Here is a 15,396-nt window from a genome sequence, read left to right on the forward strand (position 1 = left end):
AGAGAGGTCATCGCATTATGCTCACCGAAAGTCAGACAGCGGAATACCGGTCCGAAGGATTCCTGCTCCTCGAAGACGTCTTCGATGCCGGCGATATCGCCGCTCTGCGACGTGAGGTGACCGATCTCTACGGGACCGAGCACCCTGGGCGGATCTTCGAGGAGGACGGGACCACGGTGCGGGGCATCCACGGCTGCCACACCACGGGCGCGCTGTTCTCCAGGCTGGTGCGGCTGCCCGAGCTGCTTTCCGCGGCGGAGGAACTGCTGGACAGCAAGGTGCATGTGTTCCAGTGCAAGGTCAACGCCAAGCAGGCGCTTCGCGGAGAGGTGTGGCAATGGCACCAGGACTACAGCGTCTGGGGGCCCAAGGACGGTATGCCGGAGCCGCGGGCGGTCAACGTCGCGCTGCTGCTGGACGACGCGACCGAGCACAATGGCCCGCTGCTGGTCGTTCCTGGTTCGCATCGAAACGGCGCGATAGCCCCGTGGCGTCCCGGGCCCGAGGACACGTCGCAGTGGGAGGCCGACCTTTCGGCGAAGCTGAAGTTCGCGCTGGACGCCGAACAGATGGCCAAGGTGACCGCGGAGTCGGAGATCCGGTCCATTGTCGGACGTGCCGGCAGCCTGCTGTTCTTCCACCCCTGCATCGCGCACGGCTCCGGTGCGAACATGTCGCCGACCGACCGGACCATGGCGTTCGTCAGCTACAACAGTGTCGACAACGAATTGCGCGAAGTGCCCAGTCCGCGTCCGGAGTTCGTCGCGTCGCGTGACTACCGGCCGCTGGAACTCGTCGACGGCGGGCTGATCGCATGAGCAACCTCGATGTCTCACTGATCCGGACGCTGGTCGACTCCATCGCCCGACACCGGGACGCGGTCGCGGTCATCGACGACGGCGTCGCCCATACCTACGCCGAACTCGACGAAGTGTCGGCCGAAATCGCCGGCGGCCTCGCCGAACACGGCATCGGCCCCGGTGACGTCGTCGACGTGCATGCGACTCGTTCGTGGTCCCGTTGCGCGGCCGTGCTGGGTGTGTGGCGCGTCGGAGCCGGCGTGCTGTCCATCGATCCGGCCATGCCGCCCGCCTGGACCGGCAAACTGGTGGGTAGCGCCGGCTGCGCCATGATCCTGCGGGCCGATGAGTGCGCGCCGGTCGAGGCAGGTGTCGCGGAGCACACCTTCCGATCGATTCGGGGAACGCGACGGGACGAGGTCGCGACCGGACCGCTCTGTTATGTCATCCCCACCTCCGGGTCGACAGGCGACCCCAAGGCTGTCGCGGTGCCGCCGGTCGTTTTGGCGGATCTGGGTAACTGGCATGTCCGGCGGTGGAGCCATGACCGGCCGCCGAACACGCTGCACATGTCGTCCATCGGGTTCGACATGGTGTACGAGGACACGGTGGCGACCTGGCTGGCCGGTGCGACCCTGATCGTGGTGAACGATCAGGACAGGCTGGATCCCTTCACGTTGGTCGACATCATTCGCGAGCACGATGTCGCCCGGCTCTTCCAGCCGGTGGTCGGACTGCACGGACTGGCCACCGCCGCGTGTGTCGCGGGCGTGAGAACCCCGAGTCTGCGGGAGATCTCGGTGGCGGGTGAACAGTTGGTGATCAACGAAGAGGTGCGGAAGTTCTGTGCCGACGGTGACCTGACGCTGGTGAATCAGTACGGACCGAGCGAGACGCATGTGGTCACTCAGTACCGGCTGACGGGCGACGTCACCGGCTGGCCCGACCGGCCGCCCATCGGCACCGCTGTCGCCGATGCGGAACTGCTGTGTCACGTGGACGGCCGACTGCGCCCGTTCACGGTCGGCGAGACCCGGGAGCTGGTCATCGCCGGGAATTGCGTCGGGATCGGGTACGCCGGTGACGACGCGCTCACCGCGAAAAAATTCAGAAAGGTCGAGCACCGGGACGGTCGTGTGCGTCGCTGCTATTTCAGCGGAGACCTGGTCATGTTCGACGGGGTCGACTTCCACTTCGTCTCCAGGCTCGACGACCAGCTCAAGGTGAACGGCTACCGGGTCGAGCCGGGTGAGGTGGAGTCCGTGATCGCCCAGGTGGCGGGTGTCCGTCGAGCTGCGGTCGTCGGGGTCAGGGTTGCCGGGTCCACACAGCTGGCGGCGTACTACACCCGCGCGGCCGGCGCGGAGGTCGATCGGGGCGAGGTGATCGGTGCGTGTGCCTCCCGTCTGCCCCGGTTCATGGTTCCCAGGCACTTCCTTGAACTGGAGGAGCTTCCCTCCACACGGAACGGGAAGATCGACCGGGCGGAACTCCGGGAGATGTTCCAGGAGGCTTCGGTGAGCCGGGGCTGACATGTACCCGTCCGGGCTGTCGTGGCCGGCACCTGCCGGCGGCTGAAGGCGTCTCCGGGCACAGCGGACGCGTCGAGGGGCGCCTTCAGCCCGCGGCACACCGCCGGCACTCGTCGCGGCAGGACTTCGGACGGCCGTATCCGTCCGTATTGTCATTGGTTGCGGACCGATGGGTTTTTCGTTCACCCCCCGCTTTGGTGCCGGGCAACTTGGTGAACCGTTCCGGCGGTGGATTCCGGGACCGGCGCCCACCATCCTGGAAGAGCGGAAAGGGAACGGCAGGACAACGCCGGACGGAACCTTTCCAGCATCCATCACTCTGAATTCTGGGAGAAATCATGAAGTCTGCCCGCGTGTTCGTGGTCACCGTTCTCTGCGCGATGATGGTCGGCGCGGTCGCCGGTACCGCTGCCGCGGAGACCGGCAACGCCGGCCTCCGGGCGACGTCCTCCGTCACGCCCGACGGCGACACCGGTTGGGGTCGTGTCGCGGGATGACCTGCGGATACGCACGGGGAAGTCGGCCCGTGGCCCGTTCCGGAGCCTGCGGCCCAACAGGTCCCGGAACGCAGGAACCAGACAGGGAAAGGGTCCCGACTCCGTGAGCGATAAACCACGGAAGGCTGTCCGGGAAATCGGTGACCGGGAAAGAGAAACACCCGGACACATGGCGCGCGGGGACACCTTCGGGGAGACCGACCGGCGCATGAGCGTCACTCCGCATGCCATCGACACCTCCCCGCACCGATTACGCGCGAAAACCGGAGCCCGGAACCGAACGCGTCCGTTACTGCCGGCTCCGCCGGTCGAGAGGGCCACCGGCGACGCCGACGCCTCCCGGCCGGATCCAGGTCCCACCGGACCCAGGTCCCACCGAACTCAGGACCGAGCACCGAGTCACCGCCGCGGACACCGGGTGACACACGAACACGTGACTGCCGGGACCGACGTCGGAGCGGCAGTATCCCCACCGCGGCCACAGCACCGCCCGGAAAGCCCCTCTCCCTCCCTCAATGTGCCCGGGCGTCGTGGCGCCCTGCACACCTCATTCATCCCGCATCGCACGGACGTGCGGCGAGATCGGAGAACTGTGCCTGGACGCCGACCTCTGAGCCGGCCGATGAAGTCCTTCGTCGAAGAGCTGGTCCTGTGCGTGGCGGCCAACGGCGGCCGAGGGCCCGCCCTGCTGTGGCCCGAGGATCCGACGACCTTGCCGGCCCTGCTGGAGCTGCCCCGCCCGGCCCCTCCGGAACCGGGCACCAATTCCTTCGTGCCCGGCGGACCGGGCACGGAGGAACTGGCGGCCGAGCTGGGCCGCAGGCTGCACCTGCGGGTGAGCCCCCTCTTCCGCTTCCTGTCGGCGGACTCCCCCGTCGTGGAGAGCGCGCCGAACGGTGCCGAGTCCACGGTCACGGTCCTCGAAGGAGCCTGCCGCTGCGTCCTGTCGCGTATCGGTGAGGACCCGGCACCCGGCCCCTCGCACCCCCTCGGCATGCGGCTGCGTTCCGGCGTCACTCTCTTCATGCCCGAGGACCACACCTACCGGCTGTCCGAGATCCACGCCCCGACCACACTGCTCGAACTCCACCTGGAGGGCCCGGGCTGACGGCGTGCGCCCCCCGGGCGGCCGCCGGATCAGGTCAGGGCTGTCGTGGGTGCCGCGTCCGGCTCTCCGTCATCGTTCAACAGCCCCCTCGCGGACACCGCGACGCCGGCCTGGAAACGGCTCTCGGCACCGAGAGCCTGCATCATGTCGGCTATGTGTTTGCGGGTGGTACGCAAGGACATGCCGAGCCGCCGCGCGATCGTCTCGTCCTTCAGCCCTGTCGCCAGCAGTCGCAGGATGGTGCGGTCCAGATCCTTGGCGACCGCCTCCAAGCCGTCGGTGGCCGCGTCGGAGAACGGCTGGGCCTGCGACCACACCTGCTCGAACAACTCGTACAGGAAGTGCACGACCGACGGCTCCCGGATCACCACCGCGCCCAGCCGGTCGTTGCGGTTGGTCAGGAACGCGACTTCCCGGTCGAAGATGATCATCCGGCCGGCGAGCTGGTGCGCGGTCCGGTACTCACCGCCCAGCGCGCTCACCGTGGCCACGTACGCCTGGCTGGGGCTGTTGAACCGGGCGGTGTGGTGGTACAGGGTCCGCATCCGCACCCCCCGAGCGAGCGTCCGGCTGTCCCGGAGCAGTGCGTCCTGGAGCACCTCGGGCAGGCGGGTGCCGCCGGGCTGCATGGTGACTATGTCCTCGCGGCACTGCTCGGACGCCTGGTCCAGCGCGGCCCGCACATGGGTGAGTCCGGGAATGGTCTCCAGGTCCGTGGAGACACCGTGTCTCCCATCGTTGTAGTCGGCGGCCAGTTGGGCGAACTGGTCGCGGAAGAGACGTAATTGTGTCTGCTGTTCCGCGATGGCCCGCTCCACCGGTGCGGTGGCCACGGCTGCGACGAGGTGGGGGTCGACAGCACAGAGGCGGTCGTTGCCCTCCTCGCTTCTGTGCACCAGGCCGATCCGGACGAGGTGGTCCACCGCACCGCTCACCGCGGTCTCGTCGACCCCCGTCTCCTCGGCCATCAGGGCCGGGTCCAACCGACCGTTCAGAGCCAGCCAGCGGTAGACGGCCACTTCCTCGGCACTGAGTGTGTCTCCCACAGTGAAAACGTTGTCATCGGTCTGCTGATCCGCCATGAGTCCTCCGCTCCGTGGTACCCACATAAACACGTGCCGCACCCTCATCGCACTCAGCACTTCCTGGCTTGCCGCGTACGGGCCGCCCACCGGTTGCCCGGACGCGCTGCGGATCGCTTCGTACGGGACGGACGACCGCGGGAGCAGGTTCATTGCCGGGAATCTTGTGGCCGGCGGACGCCGGGGCGACCAGGATGCGCAGGACGGCGAGTCCTGCCCTGCCCGGTCGGTCCGAGGAAGGCAGCATGGGCTGACTGGTTCTGCTCATGGCGGTGATCGAGTCCCCGGTGGGCTGTCGGCTTCTCCGTCTCTAGAGAGTCGTGAGCCGGGGGATAGGTTGCTCCGGCACGCCGGTCGGGTCACTCCATACGTGGTGCCTCCTCGTGCGGGCGTACCGACGCGCACCTTCTGCCGGCACAACGGTAAACGCCCTCGGTGCACGCTCGCGTCGGTGAGAACTGCCTACTCCTCCGGTCGTCAGCCGGGGCACGTCGACGGCGTCGGGGGCCGGTCACCCGATGATGTCGGAGAACGCGTACGTGGACCCTCGCGGGCCCGGGCGGTGCAGGACCTGTCGTCGCGAGGTGAACAAAAGCCGATGAGCTTGCCCTGGCCACGTGAGATCCCGTGAGACATGAGAGGGTCGGGCGGGTGAGCGAGACACCACCGAAGACCCTGCAATACCGCCTTGACGGGCCCCAAGAAGCCCCTGTGCTGGTCGTGGGCCCCTCACTGGGCACCACCTGGCACATGTGGGACCGCCAGGTGCCCGAGCTGACCCGCCAGTGGCGGGTGTTCCGTTACGACCTGCCCGGTCACGGCGGTGCGCCGGCCCACCCCGCAACCAGCGTCCCCGAGCTGGCCCAGCGGCTGCTGGCCACCCTCGACGGGCTCGGCGTCCAGCGCTTCGGTTATGTGGGCTGCTCCATCGCCGGGGCCATCGGCGCCGAACTGGCGCTGCGCCGCCCCGACCGGGTCGCCTCGCTCGCCCTGGTCGCGGCCTCGCCGCGGTTCGGCACGGCCGACGAGTTCCGCCAGCGCGGGGTGATCGTCCGTGCCAACGGGCTCGACCCGATGGCCCGCACCGCGCCCGAGCGCTGGTTCACGCCGGGCTTCGCCGCGGCCCAGCCCGCCATCGTCGAATGGGCCGTCCAGATGGTCCGTACGACCGACCCCGGCTGCTACATCGCCGCCTGCGAGGCGCTCGCCGCCTTCGACATCCGCGCCGAACTGGGCCGTATCACCGTGCCCACGCTCGTGCTGGTCGGGGCCGAGGACCAGGTCACCGGGCCCGCCGAGGCGCGCACCCTCGTCGCGGGGATACCCGACGCCCGGCTCGCGCTGGTCCCCGGGGCCTCGCACCTGGCGCCCGTCGAGCAGCCCGCCGCCGTCACCGACCTGCTCGTGCACCACTTCGCCACCGCCTGGTACAACCCGTCCGACACCGCCACCGGCCTGACCGTGATGCCCGACCGGCCCGACCGGCCCTCGGTCTCCGCGACAGTCGGCCCGGTCGCCGAGATCGCCCCCGCCGAGCAGCCACAGGCCGTCCTCTCCGGGCGCGCCGACCCGTTCGAGGCGGGGATGCTGGTCCGCAGACAGGTCCTGGGCGACGCGCACGTGGACCGCGCCATGGCCGCCGCGGACGAGTTCGCCGGCGACTTCCAGGAGCTGATCACCCGCTACGCCTGGGGCGAGGTGTGGACCAGGGACGGCCTGGACCGCCGGACCCGCAGCGCGGTGACGCTGACCGCGCTCGTCGCGGGCGGCCACATGGAGGAGCTGGCCTTCCACACCCGGGCCGCGCTGCGCAACGGCCTGACCCCCGCCGAGATCAAGGAAGTGCTGATCCAGACGGCCGTGTACTGCGGGGTTCCGGCGGCGAACACCGCGTTCCGGGTGGCCAGAACCGTGATCCAGGAGGAGACCCGGCCGGAGGCGTAGCAGGATGGCCGGTGAGGACCCACGGCGGACAGCGGTCCGGAACAGGGAACAGGGAGGCGGTCAGCGGTGAGGCTCACCAAGAAGACGCACGCGTGTGTCCGGCTGGAGAAGGACGGGCGCACCCTCGTCATCGACCCCGGGACGTTCACGGAGGAGGACGCGACGCGGGGCGCGGACGTCCTCCTCGTCACACACGAGCACCTGGACCACTTCAACGAGGACCGGCTTCGGGCCGGTCTGGAGGCCAACCCGGGCGCCGAGCTGTGGACGCTGCGCAGCGTCGCCGAGCGGATGTCCGCCGCCTTCCCCGGCCGGGTCCACACGGTGGGGCACGGGGACGCCTTCGACGCGGCGGGCTTCGCCGTACGGGTCTACGGGGAACTGCATGCCGTGATCCACCCGGACATCCCCCGGATCACCAACGTCGGCTTTCTCGTGGACGGCGCGGTCTTCCACCCCGGCGACGCGCTCACCGTGCCCGACCACCCGGTGGAGACACTGCTCCTGCCCGTCCAGGCGCCGTGGAGCAAGATCTCCGAGGTGATCGAGTACGTACGCGAGGTCAAGCCCGTGCGCGCCTTCGACATTCACGACGCGCTGCTCACCGACCTCGCCCGGCCCATCTACGACACGCAGATCGGCTCGCTGGGCGGCGCCGACCACGGCAGGCTCGCCCCCGGCGCCTCGGCCGATCTGTAGCCGCCAAGGCCGCCGGCCCCGGTTGTCGGACCCCGCCGATAGGCTGTCGAGCATGCGCATCGCCACCTGGAACGTCAATTCGATCACCGCCCGGCTGCCCCGGCTGCTGGCCTGGCTGGAGAGCAGCGGCACGGACGTGCTCTGCGTCCAGGAGACCAAGTGCGGCGAGGAGCAGTTCCCCGCCGAGCCGCTGCGGGAGGCGGGGTACGAGTCGGCGGTGCACGCCACCGGCCGGTGGAACGGGGTGGCGCTGATCTCGCGGGCCGGCCTGGCGGACGTGGTCAAGGGGCTGCCCGGAGGCCCGGAGTACGAGGGCGTCACGGAGCCGCGCGCCATCTCCGCGACCTGCGGCCCGGTCCGGCTCTGGTCGGTCTATGTCCCCAACGGCCGCGAGGTCGGCCACGCCCACTACGCGTACAAGCTGCGCTGGCTGGAGGCGCTGCGCGACGCGGTGACCGAGGACGCGGCCGGCCCGCGCCCCTTCGCCGTCCTCGGTGACTTCAACGTCGCCCCGGCCGACGAGGACGTGTGGGACCTCTCCCGCTTCGAGGGCGCCACGCATGTCACGCCCGCCGAGCGCGCCGCGCTGGCCGCGCTGCGCGAGCGGGGGCTCGGCGACGTGGTGCCCCGCCCGCTCAAGTACGACCGCCCGTACACCTACTGGGACTACCGGGAGCTGGGCTTCCCGAAGAACCGGGGCATGCGCATCGACCTGGTGTACGGGAACGGACCGTTCGCGGGCGCCGTCAAGGACAGTTACGTGGACCGTGAGGAGCGCAAGGGCAAGGGTGCCTCGGACCACGCCCCGGTCGTGGTCGACCTCGACGTCTGAGCCGACGCCCCGGGCATGGGCGTCCGGGACGGCATGGGCGGCCGTTCCGGACGTACGCGCTCCGGACGTGGGCGTTCCGCGCGCCCTGTGGTGCCCCGACGGGGGGAGTGGCACGCTGAGCGGTATGAATTTCTCCTTTCTGGACAACTGGCGCAAGCGGCGTGACGGCGCGGACGGGGCGCCGCTCTCCTCCGCGGTCGGGGAGCCGGAAGGGGTGGCGGAACTCCTCTCCGAGTGCGAGCTGCTGCGCGCCAGAGCGGGGCGGCAGGGACTGGAACTGGACGACTCCCCGGCCTCGTTGGAGGCGCTCGACCAGCTGCCGCCGCGCTGGCGCGACGATCCGGAGGAACTGCCCTGGCTCGGCAACGACGCGGGTCTCTATCTGGGCACGGTGCTCGTCCGCACCGTCCCCGGCGCCGTCTGGCACATCGGGCCGGACGGTCACCCCGTCGTGCGGCTGGTGTCCGGCCGGGAGATCGAGGTGGTCGAGGCGGGCCAGGAATGGGCCGCCACCGGGGCGCCCGAGCTGTCCCAGGTCTACGCGGAGGCGGCCGAGGTCTGACCCCGGCCGTGCGTTCTGCAGTAAATACGGGTTATGTCCCCTCTCCGCGTGCCATGCGTGTCGTACGCGAAGTCCCTTGGCGGGCTGGATAGTTTGCGCTGACCTCGACACAGCCGAGAGTGAGTGGGTGGGGCAGCGTATGGCCGGCGATCCGTTGATCGAGCTGCGTGATGTCAACAAGTACTTCGGGCAGTTGCACGTCCTCCAGAACGTCGACCTCACGGTCCATCGCGGCGAGGTCGTCGTGGTCATCGGACCCTCGGGCTCCGGCAAATCCACGCTCTGCCGCACGATGAACCGCCTGGAGACCATCGACTCGGGCCGGATCACCATCGACGGCAGCCCCCTGCCCGCCGAGGGCCGCGGGCTGGCCCGGCTCCGTACCGAAGTGGGCATGGTCTTCCAGTCGTTCAACCTCTTCGCGCACAAGACCGTGCTCGCCAACGTCTCCCTCGCGCAGATCAAGGTCCGCAAGCGCAGGAAGGAGGACGCCGACCGGCGCTCCCGGGAACTCCTCGACCGCGTGGGCCTCGCCGACCAGGCCGGCAAGCTGCCCGCGCAGCTCTCCGGCGGCCAGCAGCAGCGCGTCGCCATCGCCCGCGCGCTCGCCATGGACCCCAAGGCGCTCCTCTTCGACGAGCCCACCTCGGCGCTCGACCCGGAGATGATCAACGAAGTCCTCGAAGTGATGCGCCAACTCGCGGGCGAGGGCATGACCATGGTCGTCGTCACCCACGAGATGGGCTTCGCCCGCTCCGCCGCCAACCGCGTCGTCTTCATGGCCGACGGCCGCATCGTCGAGGACCGCACCCCGGAGGACTTCTTCACCGCCCCCGCGAGCGAGCGGGCCAAGGACTTCCTCTCCAAGATCCTCAAGCACTGACGGGGGCGCGGTCCGTGAGACACCCGCTGCAACGTCCGCTGCTCCGCCTCGGCGCGGCGCTCGTACTGATCCTCCTCGTCCCCCTGGTGACGGCGTGCGGCAAGCCCGGCAGCCCGCCCGTCAAGGGCCCCCGGCCCGAGGCGCTGCCCCACTACCACGTCGACCGGAGCTTCCGCCTCCCCTCCTCGCCCACCTGGGAGAAGGCCAAGCGGCGCGGCTATCTGATCGTCGGCGCCAAGGAGGACCAGCCGTACATGGGTGAGAAGGACCCCGCCACCGGCGTCTACTCCGGCTTCGACATCGAGATCGCCAGGATGATGTCGGCGTCCCTCGGCTTCGACCCCGCCACCATCCGGTTCCGCACCATCGCCTCCGCCAACCGCGAGACCGCCCTCCAGAACGGACAGATCGACTACTACGTCGGCACCTACACCATCAACGAGAACCGCAAGAAGCTCGTCGGCTTCGCCGGCCCCTACTACCTGGCCGGCCAGTCCCTCCTCGTACGCACCGACGAGCACGGCATCGAGGGGCCCCGGGACCTCGACGGCAAGCGCGTCTGCTCCGCCTCCGGCTCCACCCCGTACCAGCGCATGCAGCAGGACTACCCGCGCGCCCAGCTCGTCGGGTACGACACCTACTCCGCCTGCGTCGACAACCTGCTGACCTACCAGGTCGCCGCCGTCACCACCGACGACACCATCCTCCAGGGCTACGCCGCCAAGGTGCCCCACGAACTGAAGGTCGTCGGCAAGCCCTTCTCCAAGGAGCCGTACGGCATCGGCGTCCCCCGCTCCGACAACGCGCTGCGCTTCGCGCTCGACGACGCCCTCGTCGTCCACGAGCGCAACGGCGACTGGCAGAAGGCGTACGACGCGACCCTCGGCCTCTCCGGCCGCAAGGCGACCCCGCCGCCGCCCATCGACCGCTATCCGGCGAGCTGAGGCCGCGCCATGGACGTACTCACCGACAACTTCGCCCTCTACGGCGAGGGCTTCCTCGGCACGCTCGAACTGACCGTCTACGCCTCGCTGCTGGCGCTCGCCCTCGGCTTCGTCATGGCCTCGTTCCGGGTGTCGCCCGTACGCTCGCTGCGCGCCTTCGGCACCGTATGGGTCACCGTGCTGCGCAACACCCCCCTGACGCTGCTCTTCTTCGCCGTCGTCCTCGGGCTGCCACGCTTCGGACTCGTCCTGCCCTTCCAGCTCTTCGCGGTCCTCGCCCTCGGCTGCTACACCTCCGCGTTCATCTGCGAGGTGCTGCGCTCCGGCATCAACACCGTCCACAAGGGGCAGGGCGAGGCGGCCCGCAGCCTGGGCATGAGCTTCGGCCAGACGCTCGGCGACATCGTCCTGCCGCAGGCCTTCCGCACGGTCATCCCGCCCGTCGGCTCCACGCTGATCGCGCTGGCCAAGAACTCCGCGATCGCGGGCGCGTTCAGCGTCACCGAACTGCTCGGCACCTACAAGGTCCTCAGCGAGAGGGGCTACAACATCGTCTGGTCGTTCGTCTGGATCGCCGTGGGCTACCTCATCATCACCCTGGCCATCAGCGCGCTGTTCCATCTGATGGAGCGGCGCTGGGGGGTCGCCCGATGAGCGAGTCGACCGCCCTCTACGACATCCCCGGGCCCCGCACCCGGCGCCGTCACCGCGTCTACGGGCTGGTGTCGACCGTCGTGATCGCCGCGCTGCTCGGCTGGCTGATCCACCTGCTCTTCGAAACCGGCCAGTTCACCGCCGTCAAGTGGAACCCCTTCACCTACCAGGGGATCCAGGACCTGCTGCTGCGCGGACTCGGCAACACCCTCAAGGCGTTCGGGTACGCGGCGGTGCTCTCGCTCGTGCTCGGCGCGGTCCTCGCCTGCGGGCGGCTCTCCGAACACCGGCCGGTCCGGCTGCTCGCCACGCTGCTCGTCGAGTTCTTCCGGGCCATGCCCGTACTGGTGATGATCTTCTTCATCTTCGTGGCGCTGAAGGTGCAGGCCCTGCCCGCGCTGGTGGCGGGTCTGACGCTCTACAACGGCTCCGTGCTCGCCGAGGTCTTCCGTACCGGAGTCCACGCGGTGGAGCGCGGTCAGCGGGAGGCGGCGTACGCGCTCGGCATGCGCAAGACGCAGGTCATGACGTACGTGCTGGTGCCGCAGGCGGTCCGCGCCATGCTGCCCACGATCATCAGCCAGTTGGTGGTCGCTCTCAAGGACACATCGCTCGGTTATCTGATCACCTACGAGGAGTTCCTCCATGCCGGCAAGCTCATCGCCTCGAATCTCGACTACGATTTGCCGTTCATCCCTGTGGTGATGGTGATTTCACCGATCTACATCGGGATGTGCATGCTGCTCTCCTGGTTCGCCCACTGGCTGGCCGGGCGGCAGCGGCACAACCCGAGAACCGAGGCCGTGGAAGCCGCCCCGGCCGGGACAGGGACGCTGCTGCCGGGAGGGCAGTAGCGCACAGGGCAGTGACCCGCCCGGCAGACAGCCGGTGATCACTTCTCGTACGGCGGCGGTACCCGGCCCGGAGGCCGGGCCCGGCGCCCGGGAGGAAGGTCAGCTGTCCGCCGGTCGGGTTGTGCCCCGGCCCGTCACCGCGCCCCGGCCGCCGCTACTCGGCGGGCTCGGGCTCGGGCGTCGGCTCCGGCAGCGGGGTCCGGGCCGCGCGGGTCACATCGGCGATCAGCTCCACCACATCGGGGCCGTACGCCTGCGAGTTCACCACTTTCAGCAGCAGACAGAACGAACCGTCTCCGTACTTGCGGGTCAGCCGCTCGTGATGGCGGGCGAGATAGCGCGTGGCCGCCTGGTTGGTGATCGACCGCTGGCCGCAGCAGAGGAAGACGGGCCGCGCGCCCTCCCCGACGGTGAGCCGCGCCAGCAGCACGTACTCGCTGACGCCGGGCTCCGCGAGATAGCGGTCGGTCCCGATCCGGAAGGCGCCCCGCTCGGACACCGGCTCGGAGTCCGTGTTCACCCGGATGCCCGGCAGCAGGGATGACAGATGTGCCGCCATCCGCCGATTGGAGGAGGGGCCTCCCAGGCAGAACTCCGTACGTTCGCCGAACCCCTGGCGCGCGGTGTCGTGCTGGACGATGTCGGCGTGCGCGCCGCAGTCCTTGATCAGCGCGGAGAGTTCCAGCAGGGCGGAGACGTCGTTGCGGTGGACGGTGCCGTCGCTGCCCGCCTTCCGGTTGACGACCAGCAGACACTCGGAGTTGGCGGGCAGCCCGAAGAACGCCTGCTTCCTGCGCAGCTTCCGCCTCCAGAGGTAGCTGCGGGCGATCCAGCCCAGCGCGGCACTGATCCCCGTGGCGACCACGCCGAGCACGATGTTGCGTATGTCGTCATTCATGGGCGCGCATCGTAGCCGTAGAGCGCGTCCGTGTCCGAGGCGGTCCTGACGTTGCCGGTGCCCCGCGGTTACGCTGCGCGCGAGAGTCACCGACCGGCCCCCCCTGACGGAGGAACCTGATGCGTCGAACCACCGCGCGGAATCTCTCGCTCGCGGCCGTCACCGCCGCGCTCCTCTCGATCGCCGCCGGGGAGCCGCCCGGGGCGGCACCGGCCCCGCCCGCGCCGGTACCGCCCGTGAAGGTGCCGGTCGCGACGGGGTCCGGGGGAGCCGTCGCCAGCGTCGACGCCGACGCCTCCGCGGCCGGCATCGAGGTGCTCAGGAAGGGCGGCAACGCCGTGGACGCGGCCGTCGCCACCGCGGCGGCGCTCGGGGTCACCGAGCCGTACTCCGCGGGCATCGGCGGGGGCGGCTACCTCGTCTACTACGACGCCGGGTCCCGTACGGTGCGGACCATCGACGGCCGCGAGACCGCGCCGGCCTCCGCGGACCGCTCCCTCTTCCTGGAGAACGGAGTGCCGATCCCGTTCGCGGAGGCCATGACCAGCGGTCGGGGCGTCGGCACCCCGGGCACCCCGGCCACCTGGGAGACCGCCCTCGACGCCTGGGGCAGCCGCTCCCTCGGCCAGGTGCTGAAGCCCGCGGAGCGGCTCGCGAAGGACGGCTTCACCGTCGACGCGACCTTCCGCTCCCAGACCCAGTCGAACCAGGCGCGGTTCGCGGACTTCCCCGACACCGCGAAGCTCTTCCTGCCCGGCGGCGAACTCCCCGTCGTGGGCTCGGTCTTCAAGAACCCCGATCTGGCGCGCACCTACCGGGAACTGGGGCGTGAGGGCACCGGCTTCCTCTACCGGGGCGCGCTCGGCCGTGACATCGTCCGCACGGTGCGCACCCCGCCGGTCGACCCGGCGGCGGACCGTACGGTGCGCGCGGGCGACCTGAGCACGCGGGACCTCGCCGCGTACCGCACGAAGCGCCAGGCACCCACCAAGGTCGGCTACCGGGGGCTCGACGTGTACGGCATGGCGCCCTCGTCCTCCGGCGGCACGAGCGTCGGCGAGGCGCTCAACATCCTTTCCCGCACGGACCTTTCGAAGGCGTCACAGGCGGCGTACCTGCACCGCTACATCGAGGCGAGCCGGATCGCCTTCGCGGACCGGGGCCGCTGGGTCGGGGACCCGGCCTTCGAGGACGTACCGACGAAGGGGCTGCTCTCCCGGCGCTTCGCGGACTCCCGCGCCTGCCTGATCAAGGACGACGCGGTCCTCAAGAGCCCGCTGGCGCCCGGCGATCCGAGCGATCCGACACCGTGCGCGCCGGGCGGCACCGCCGCGCCGACCACCTTCGAGGGCGAGAACACCACCCACCTCACGGTCGCCGACAAGTGGGGCAACGTCGTCGCGTACACCCTGACCATCGAGTCCACGGGCGGCAGCGGGATCACCGTGCCCGGGCGGGGCTTCCTGCTCAACAACGAGCTGACGGACTTCTCGTTCGCCCCGGCCAACCCGGCGGTCCACGACCCGAACCTGCCGGGTCCCGGCAAGCGGCCGAGGTCGTCGATCTCCCCGACGATCGTCCTGGACCGGGGCGGCAAGCCGGTCCTCGCGGTCGGTTCGCCGGGCGGCGCGACCATCATCACCACCGTGCTCCAGACGCTGACCGGGACGCTCGACCGTGGCCTGCCGCTGGTCGAGGCGATCGCCGCGCCCCGCGCGAGCCAGCGCAACACGGCCTCGACCGAGCTGGAGCCGGGGCTGTGGAACAGCCCGGTGCGGCAGCAACTGGAGGCGCTGGGACACACGTTCACCCAGAACCCGGAGATCGGCGCGGCCACCGGGGTGCAGCGGCTGCCGGACGGCCGCTGGCTGGCGGCGGCCGAGACGGTACGCAGGGGCGGCGGCTCGGCGATGGTCGTCCACCCGGCGGGCGGCAAGCCCTGACCCTGAAACACCTGACCCTGAAAGCCCTGGCCTGACCCGCCACCCCGATCCGCCGCGCCCGCACGGGCGCGGCCTCGTTCCCGCGCCCGCCGTCGGCGACGGAGATCGCGACCACGTTGAGGGCGGAGATGCCGATCGCGCCGCCGATCTCGCGGGTCGCGTTG

Annotated in this window: 15 protein-coding genes; 13 read left to right on the plus strand and 2 right to left on the minus strand. The window is 70.2% G+C overall.

Annotated features, from left to right (window positions below):
- Positions 1–17: 17 nt before the first annotated feature.
- From AB0P17_RS28405 to AB0P17_RS28420, 4 genes are all read left to right on the plus strand, one after another.
- The gene (locus AB0P17_RS28405) at positions 18–818 is read left to right on the plus strand and encodes a phytanoyl-CoA dioxygenase family protein (RefSeq protein WP_365814973.1); all 801 of its coding nucleotides are present in this window, start codon (positions 18–20) and stop codon (positions 816–818) included.
- Entirely contained in the window at positions 815–2,332 is a 1,518-nt protein-coding gene (locus AB0P17_RS28410; RefSeq protein ID WP_365814975.1) for an AMP-binding protein, read from the plus strand. Before AB0P17_RS28405 ends, AB0P17_RS28410 begins: the two co-directional genes overlap by 4 nt.
- 338 nt (positions 2,333–2,670) lie before the next feature.
- The gene (locus tag AB0P17_RS28415) at positions 2,671–2,829 is read left to right on the plus strand and encodes a hypothetical protein (RefSeq protein WP_365814931.1); all 159 of its coding nucleotides are present in this window, start codon (positions 2,671–2,673) and stop codon (positions 2,827–2,829) included.
- Positions 2,830–3,451: 622 nt separating this feature from the next.
- Positions 3,452–3,937, plus strand: coding sequence for a hypothetical protein (locus AB0P17_RS28420; RefSeq protein WP_365814977.1), 486 nt, complete (start codon positions 3,452–3,454; stop codon positions 3,935–3,937).
- A gap of 29 nt (positions 3,938–3,966) precedes the next feature.
- Here the strand turns inward: AB0P17_RS28420 and AB0P17_RS28425 are convergent, their stop codons facing one another.
- Entirely contained in the window at positions 3,967–4,983 is a 1,017-nt protein-coding gene (locus AB0P17_RS28425; RefSeq protein ID WP_365814979.1) for a helix-turn-helix transcriptional regulator, read from the minus strand.
- 687 nt (positions 4,984–5,670) lie between these two features.
- Between AB0P17_RS28425 and pcaC the strand changes: the two genes are divergently transcribed.
- The 8 genes from pcaC (at position 5,671) to AB0P17_RS28465 (ending at position 12,391) form a co-directional block, all read left to right on the plus strand.
- Positions 5,671–6,963, plus strand: a complete 1,293-nt coding sequence (pcaC, locus tag AB0P17_RS28430) for a 4-carboxymuconolactone decarboxylase (protein ID WP_365814981.1) — start codon at positions 5,671–5,673, stop codon at positions 6,961–6,963.
- Between the two features lie 66 nt (positions 6,964–7,029).
- On the plus strand, positions 7,030–7,662 hold the full coding sequence (locus AB0P17_RS28435) for an MBL fold metallo-hydrolase (RefSeq protein ID WP_365814983.1): 633 nt from the start codon (positions 7,030–7,032) through the stop codon (positions 7,660–7,662).
- A gap of 52 nt (positions 7,663–7,714) precedes the next feature.
- Positions 7,715–8,494: an exodeoxyribonuclease III gene (locus tag AB0P17_RS28440; RefSeq protein ID WP_365814985.1), complete on the plus strand. Its 780-nt coding sequence runs from the start codon at positions 7,715–7,717 to the stop codon at positions 8,492–8,494.
- 124 nt (positions 8,495–8,618) lie between these two features.
- A complete protein-coding gene (locus AB0P17_RS28445; protein WP_365814987.1) occupies positions 8,619–9,056 on the plus strand; it encodes a DUF6278 family protein in 438 nt (145 codons plus the stop codon).
- A 139-nt stretch (positions 9,057–9,195) separates the two neighbouring features.
- Positions 9,196–9,939 (plus strand): amino acid ABC transporter ATP-binding protein, encoded by a 744-nt coding sequence (locus AB0P17_RS28450; RefSeq protein WP_365815009.1) that lies wholly within the window; start codon positions 9,196–9,198, stop codon positions 9,937–9,939.
- 14 nt (positions 9,940–9,953) lie between these two features.
- Positions 9,954–10,883 carry a glutamate ABC transporter substrate-binding protein gene (locus AB0P17_RS28455; protein ID WP_365814989.1) on the plus strand — a complete coding sequence of 310 codons (930 nt, stop codon included), beginning with the start codon at positions 9,954–9,956 and terminating at the stop codon, positions 10,881–10,883.
- A gap of 9 nt (positions 10,884–10,892) precedes the next feature.
- Positions 10,893–11,537, plus strand: coding sequence for an amino acid ABC transporter permease (locus AB0P17_RS28460; RefSeq protein ID WP_365814991.1), 645 nt, complete (start codon positions 10,893–10,895; stop codon positions 11,535–11,537).
- On the plus strand, positions 11,534–12,391 hold the full coding sequence (locus tag AB0P17_RS28465; RefSeq protein WP_365814993.1) for an amino acid ABC transporter permease: 858 nt from the start codon (positions 11,534–11,536) through the stop codon (positions 12,389–12,391). The genes AB0P17_RS28460 and AB0P17_RS28465 overlap by 4 nt, the downstream gene beginning before the upstream one ends.
- Positions 12,392–12,545: 154 nt before the next feature.
- On the opposite strand, the gene AB0P17_RS28470 is transcribed toward AB0P17_RS28465, so the two are convergent.
- Positions 12,546–13,289 carry a hypothetical protein gene (locus AB0P17_RS28470; RefSeq protein ID WP_365814995.1) on the minus strand — a complete coding sequence of 248 codons (744 nt, stop codon included), beginning with the start codon at positions 13,287–13,289 and terminating at the stop codon, positions 12,546–12,548.
- Positions 13,290–13,408: 119 nt separating this feature from the next.
- Here AB0P17_RS28470 and ggt point away from each other — a divergent pair, with 119 nt between their 5' ends.
- Entirely contained in the window at positions 13,409–15,232 is a 1,824-nt protein-coding gene (gene ggt, locus AB0P17_RS28475) for a gamma-glutamyltransferase (RefSeq protein ID WP_365814997.1), read from the plus strand.
- Positions 15,233–15,396: the final 164 nt, after the last annotated feature.

The organism is Streptomyces sp. NPDC088124, assembly GCF_040685895.1.
In the GTDB taxonomy this organism is placed as follows: Bacteria; Actinomycetota; Actinomycetes; order Streptomycetales; family Streptomycetaceae; genus Streptomyces.

What these genes read in the sequence shown, in the direction of transcription:
- AB0P17_RS28405 (WP_365814973.1), top strand. Translation starts at nt 18, where the DNA reads ATGCTCACCGAAAGTCAGACAGCGGAATACCGGTCCGAAGGATTCCTG.
- ggt (WP_365814997.1), top strand. Translation starts at nt 13,409, where the DNA reads ATGCGTCGAACCACCGCGCGGAATCTCTCGCTCGCGGCCGTCACCGCC.
- AB0P17_RS28440 (WP_365814985.1), top strand. Translation starts at nt 7,715, where the DNA reads ATGCGCATCGCCACCTGGAACGTCAATTCGATCACCGCCCGGCTGCCC.
- AB0P17_RS28410 (WP_365814975.1), top strand. Translation starts at nt 815, where the DNA reads ATGAGCAACCTCGATGTCTCACTGATCCGGACGCTGGTCGACTCCATC.
- AB0P17_RS28450 (WP_365815009.1), top strand. Translation starts at nt 9,196, where the DNA reads ATGGCCGGCGATCCGTTGATCGAGCTGCGTGATGTCAACAAGTACTTC.
- AB0P17_RS28415 (WP_365814931.1), top strand. Translation starts at nt 2,671, where the DNA reads ATGAAGTCTGCCCGCGTGTTCGTGGTCACCGTTCTCTGCGCGATGATG.
- AB0P17_RS28420 (WP_365814977.1), top strand. Translation starts at nt 3,452, where the DNA reads ATGAAGTCCTTCGTCGAAGAGCTGGTCCTGTGCGTGGCGGCCAACGGC.
- AB0P17_RS28465 (WP_365814993.1), top strand. Translation starts at nt 11,534, where the DNA reads ATGAGCGAGTCGACCGCCCTCTACGACATCCCCGGGCCCCGCACCCGG.
- AB0P17_RS28460 (WP_365814991.1), top strand. Translation starts at nt 10,893, where the DNA reads ATGGACGTACTCACCGACAACTTCGCCCTCTACGGCGAGGGCTTCCTC.
- AB0P17_RS28445 (WP_365814987.1), top strand. Translation starts at nt 8,619, where the DNA reads ATGAATTTCTCCTTTCTGGACAACTGGCGCAAGCGGCGTGACGGCGCG.
- AB0P17_RS28470 (WP_365814995.1), bottom strand. Translation starts at nt 13,289, where the DNA reads ATGAATGACGACATACGCAACATCGTGCTCGGCGTGGTCGCCACGGGG.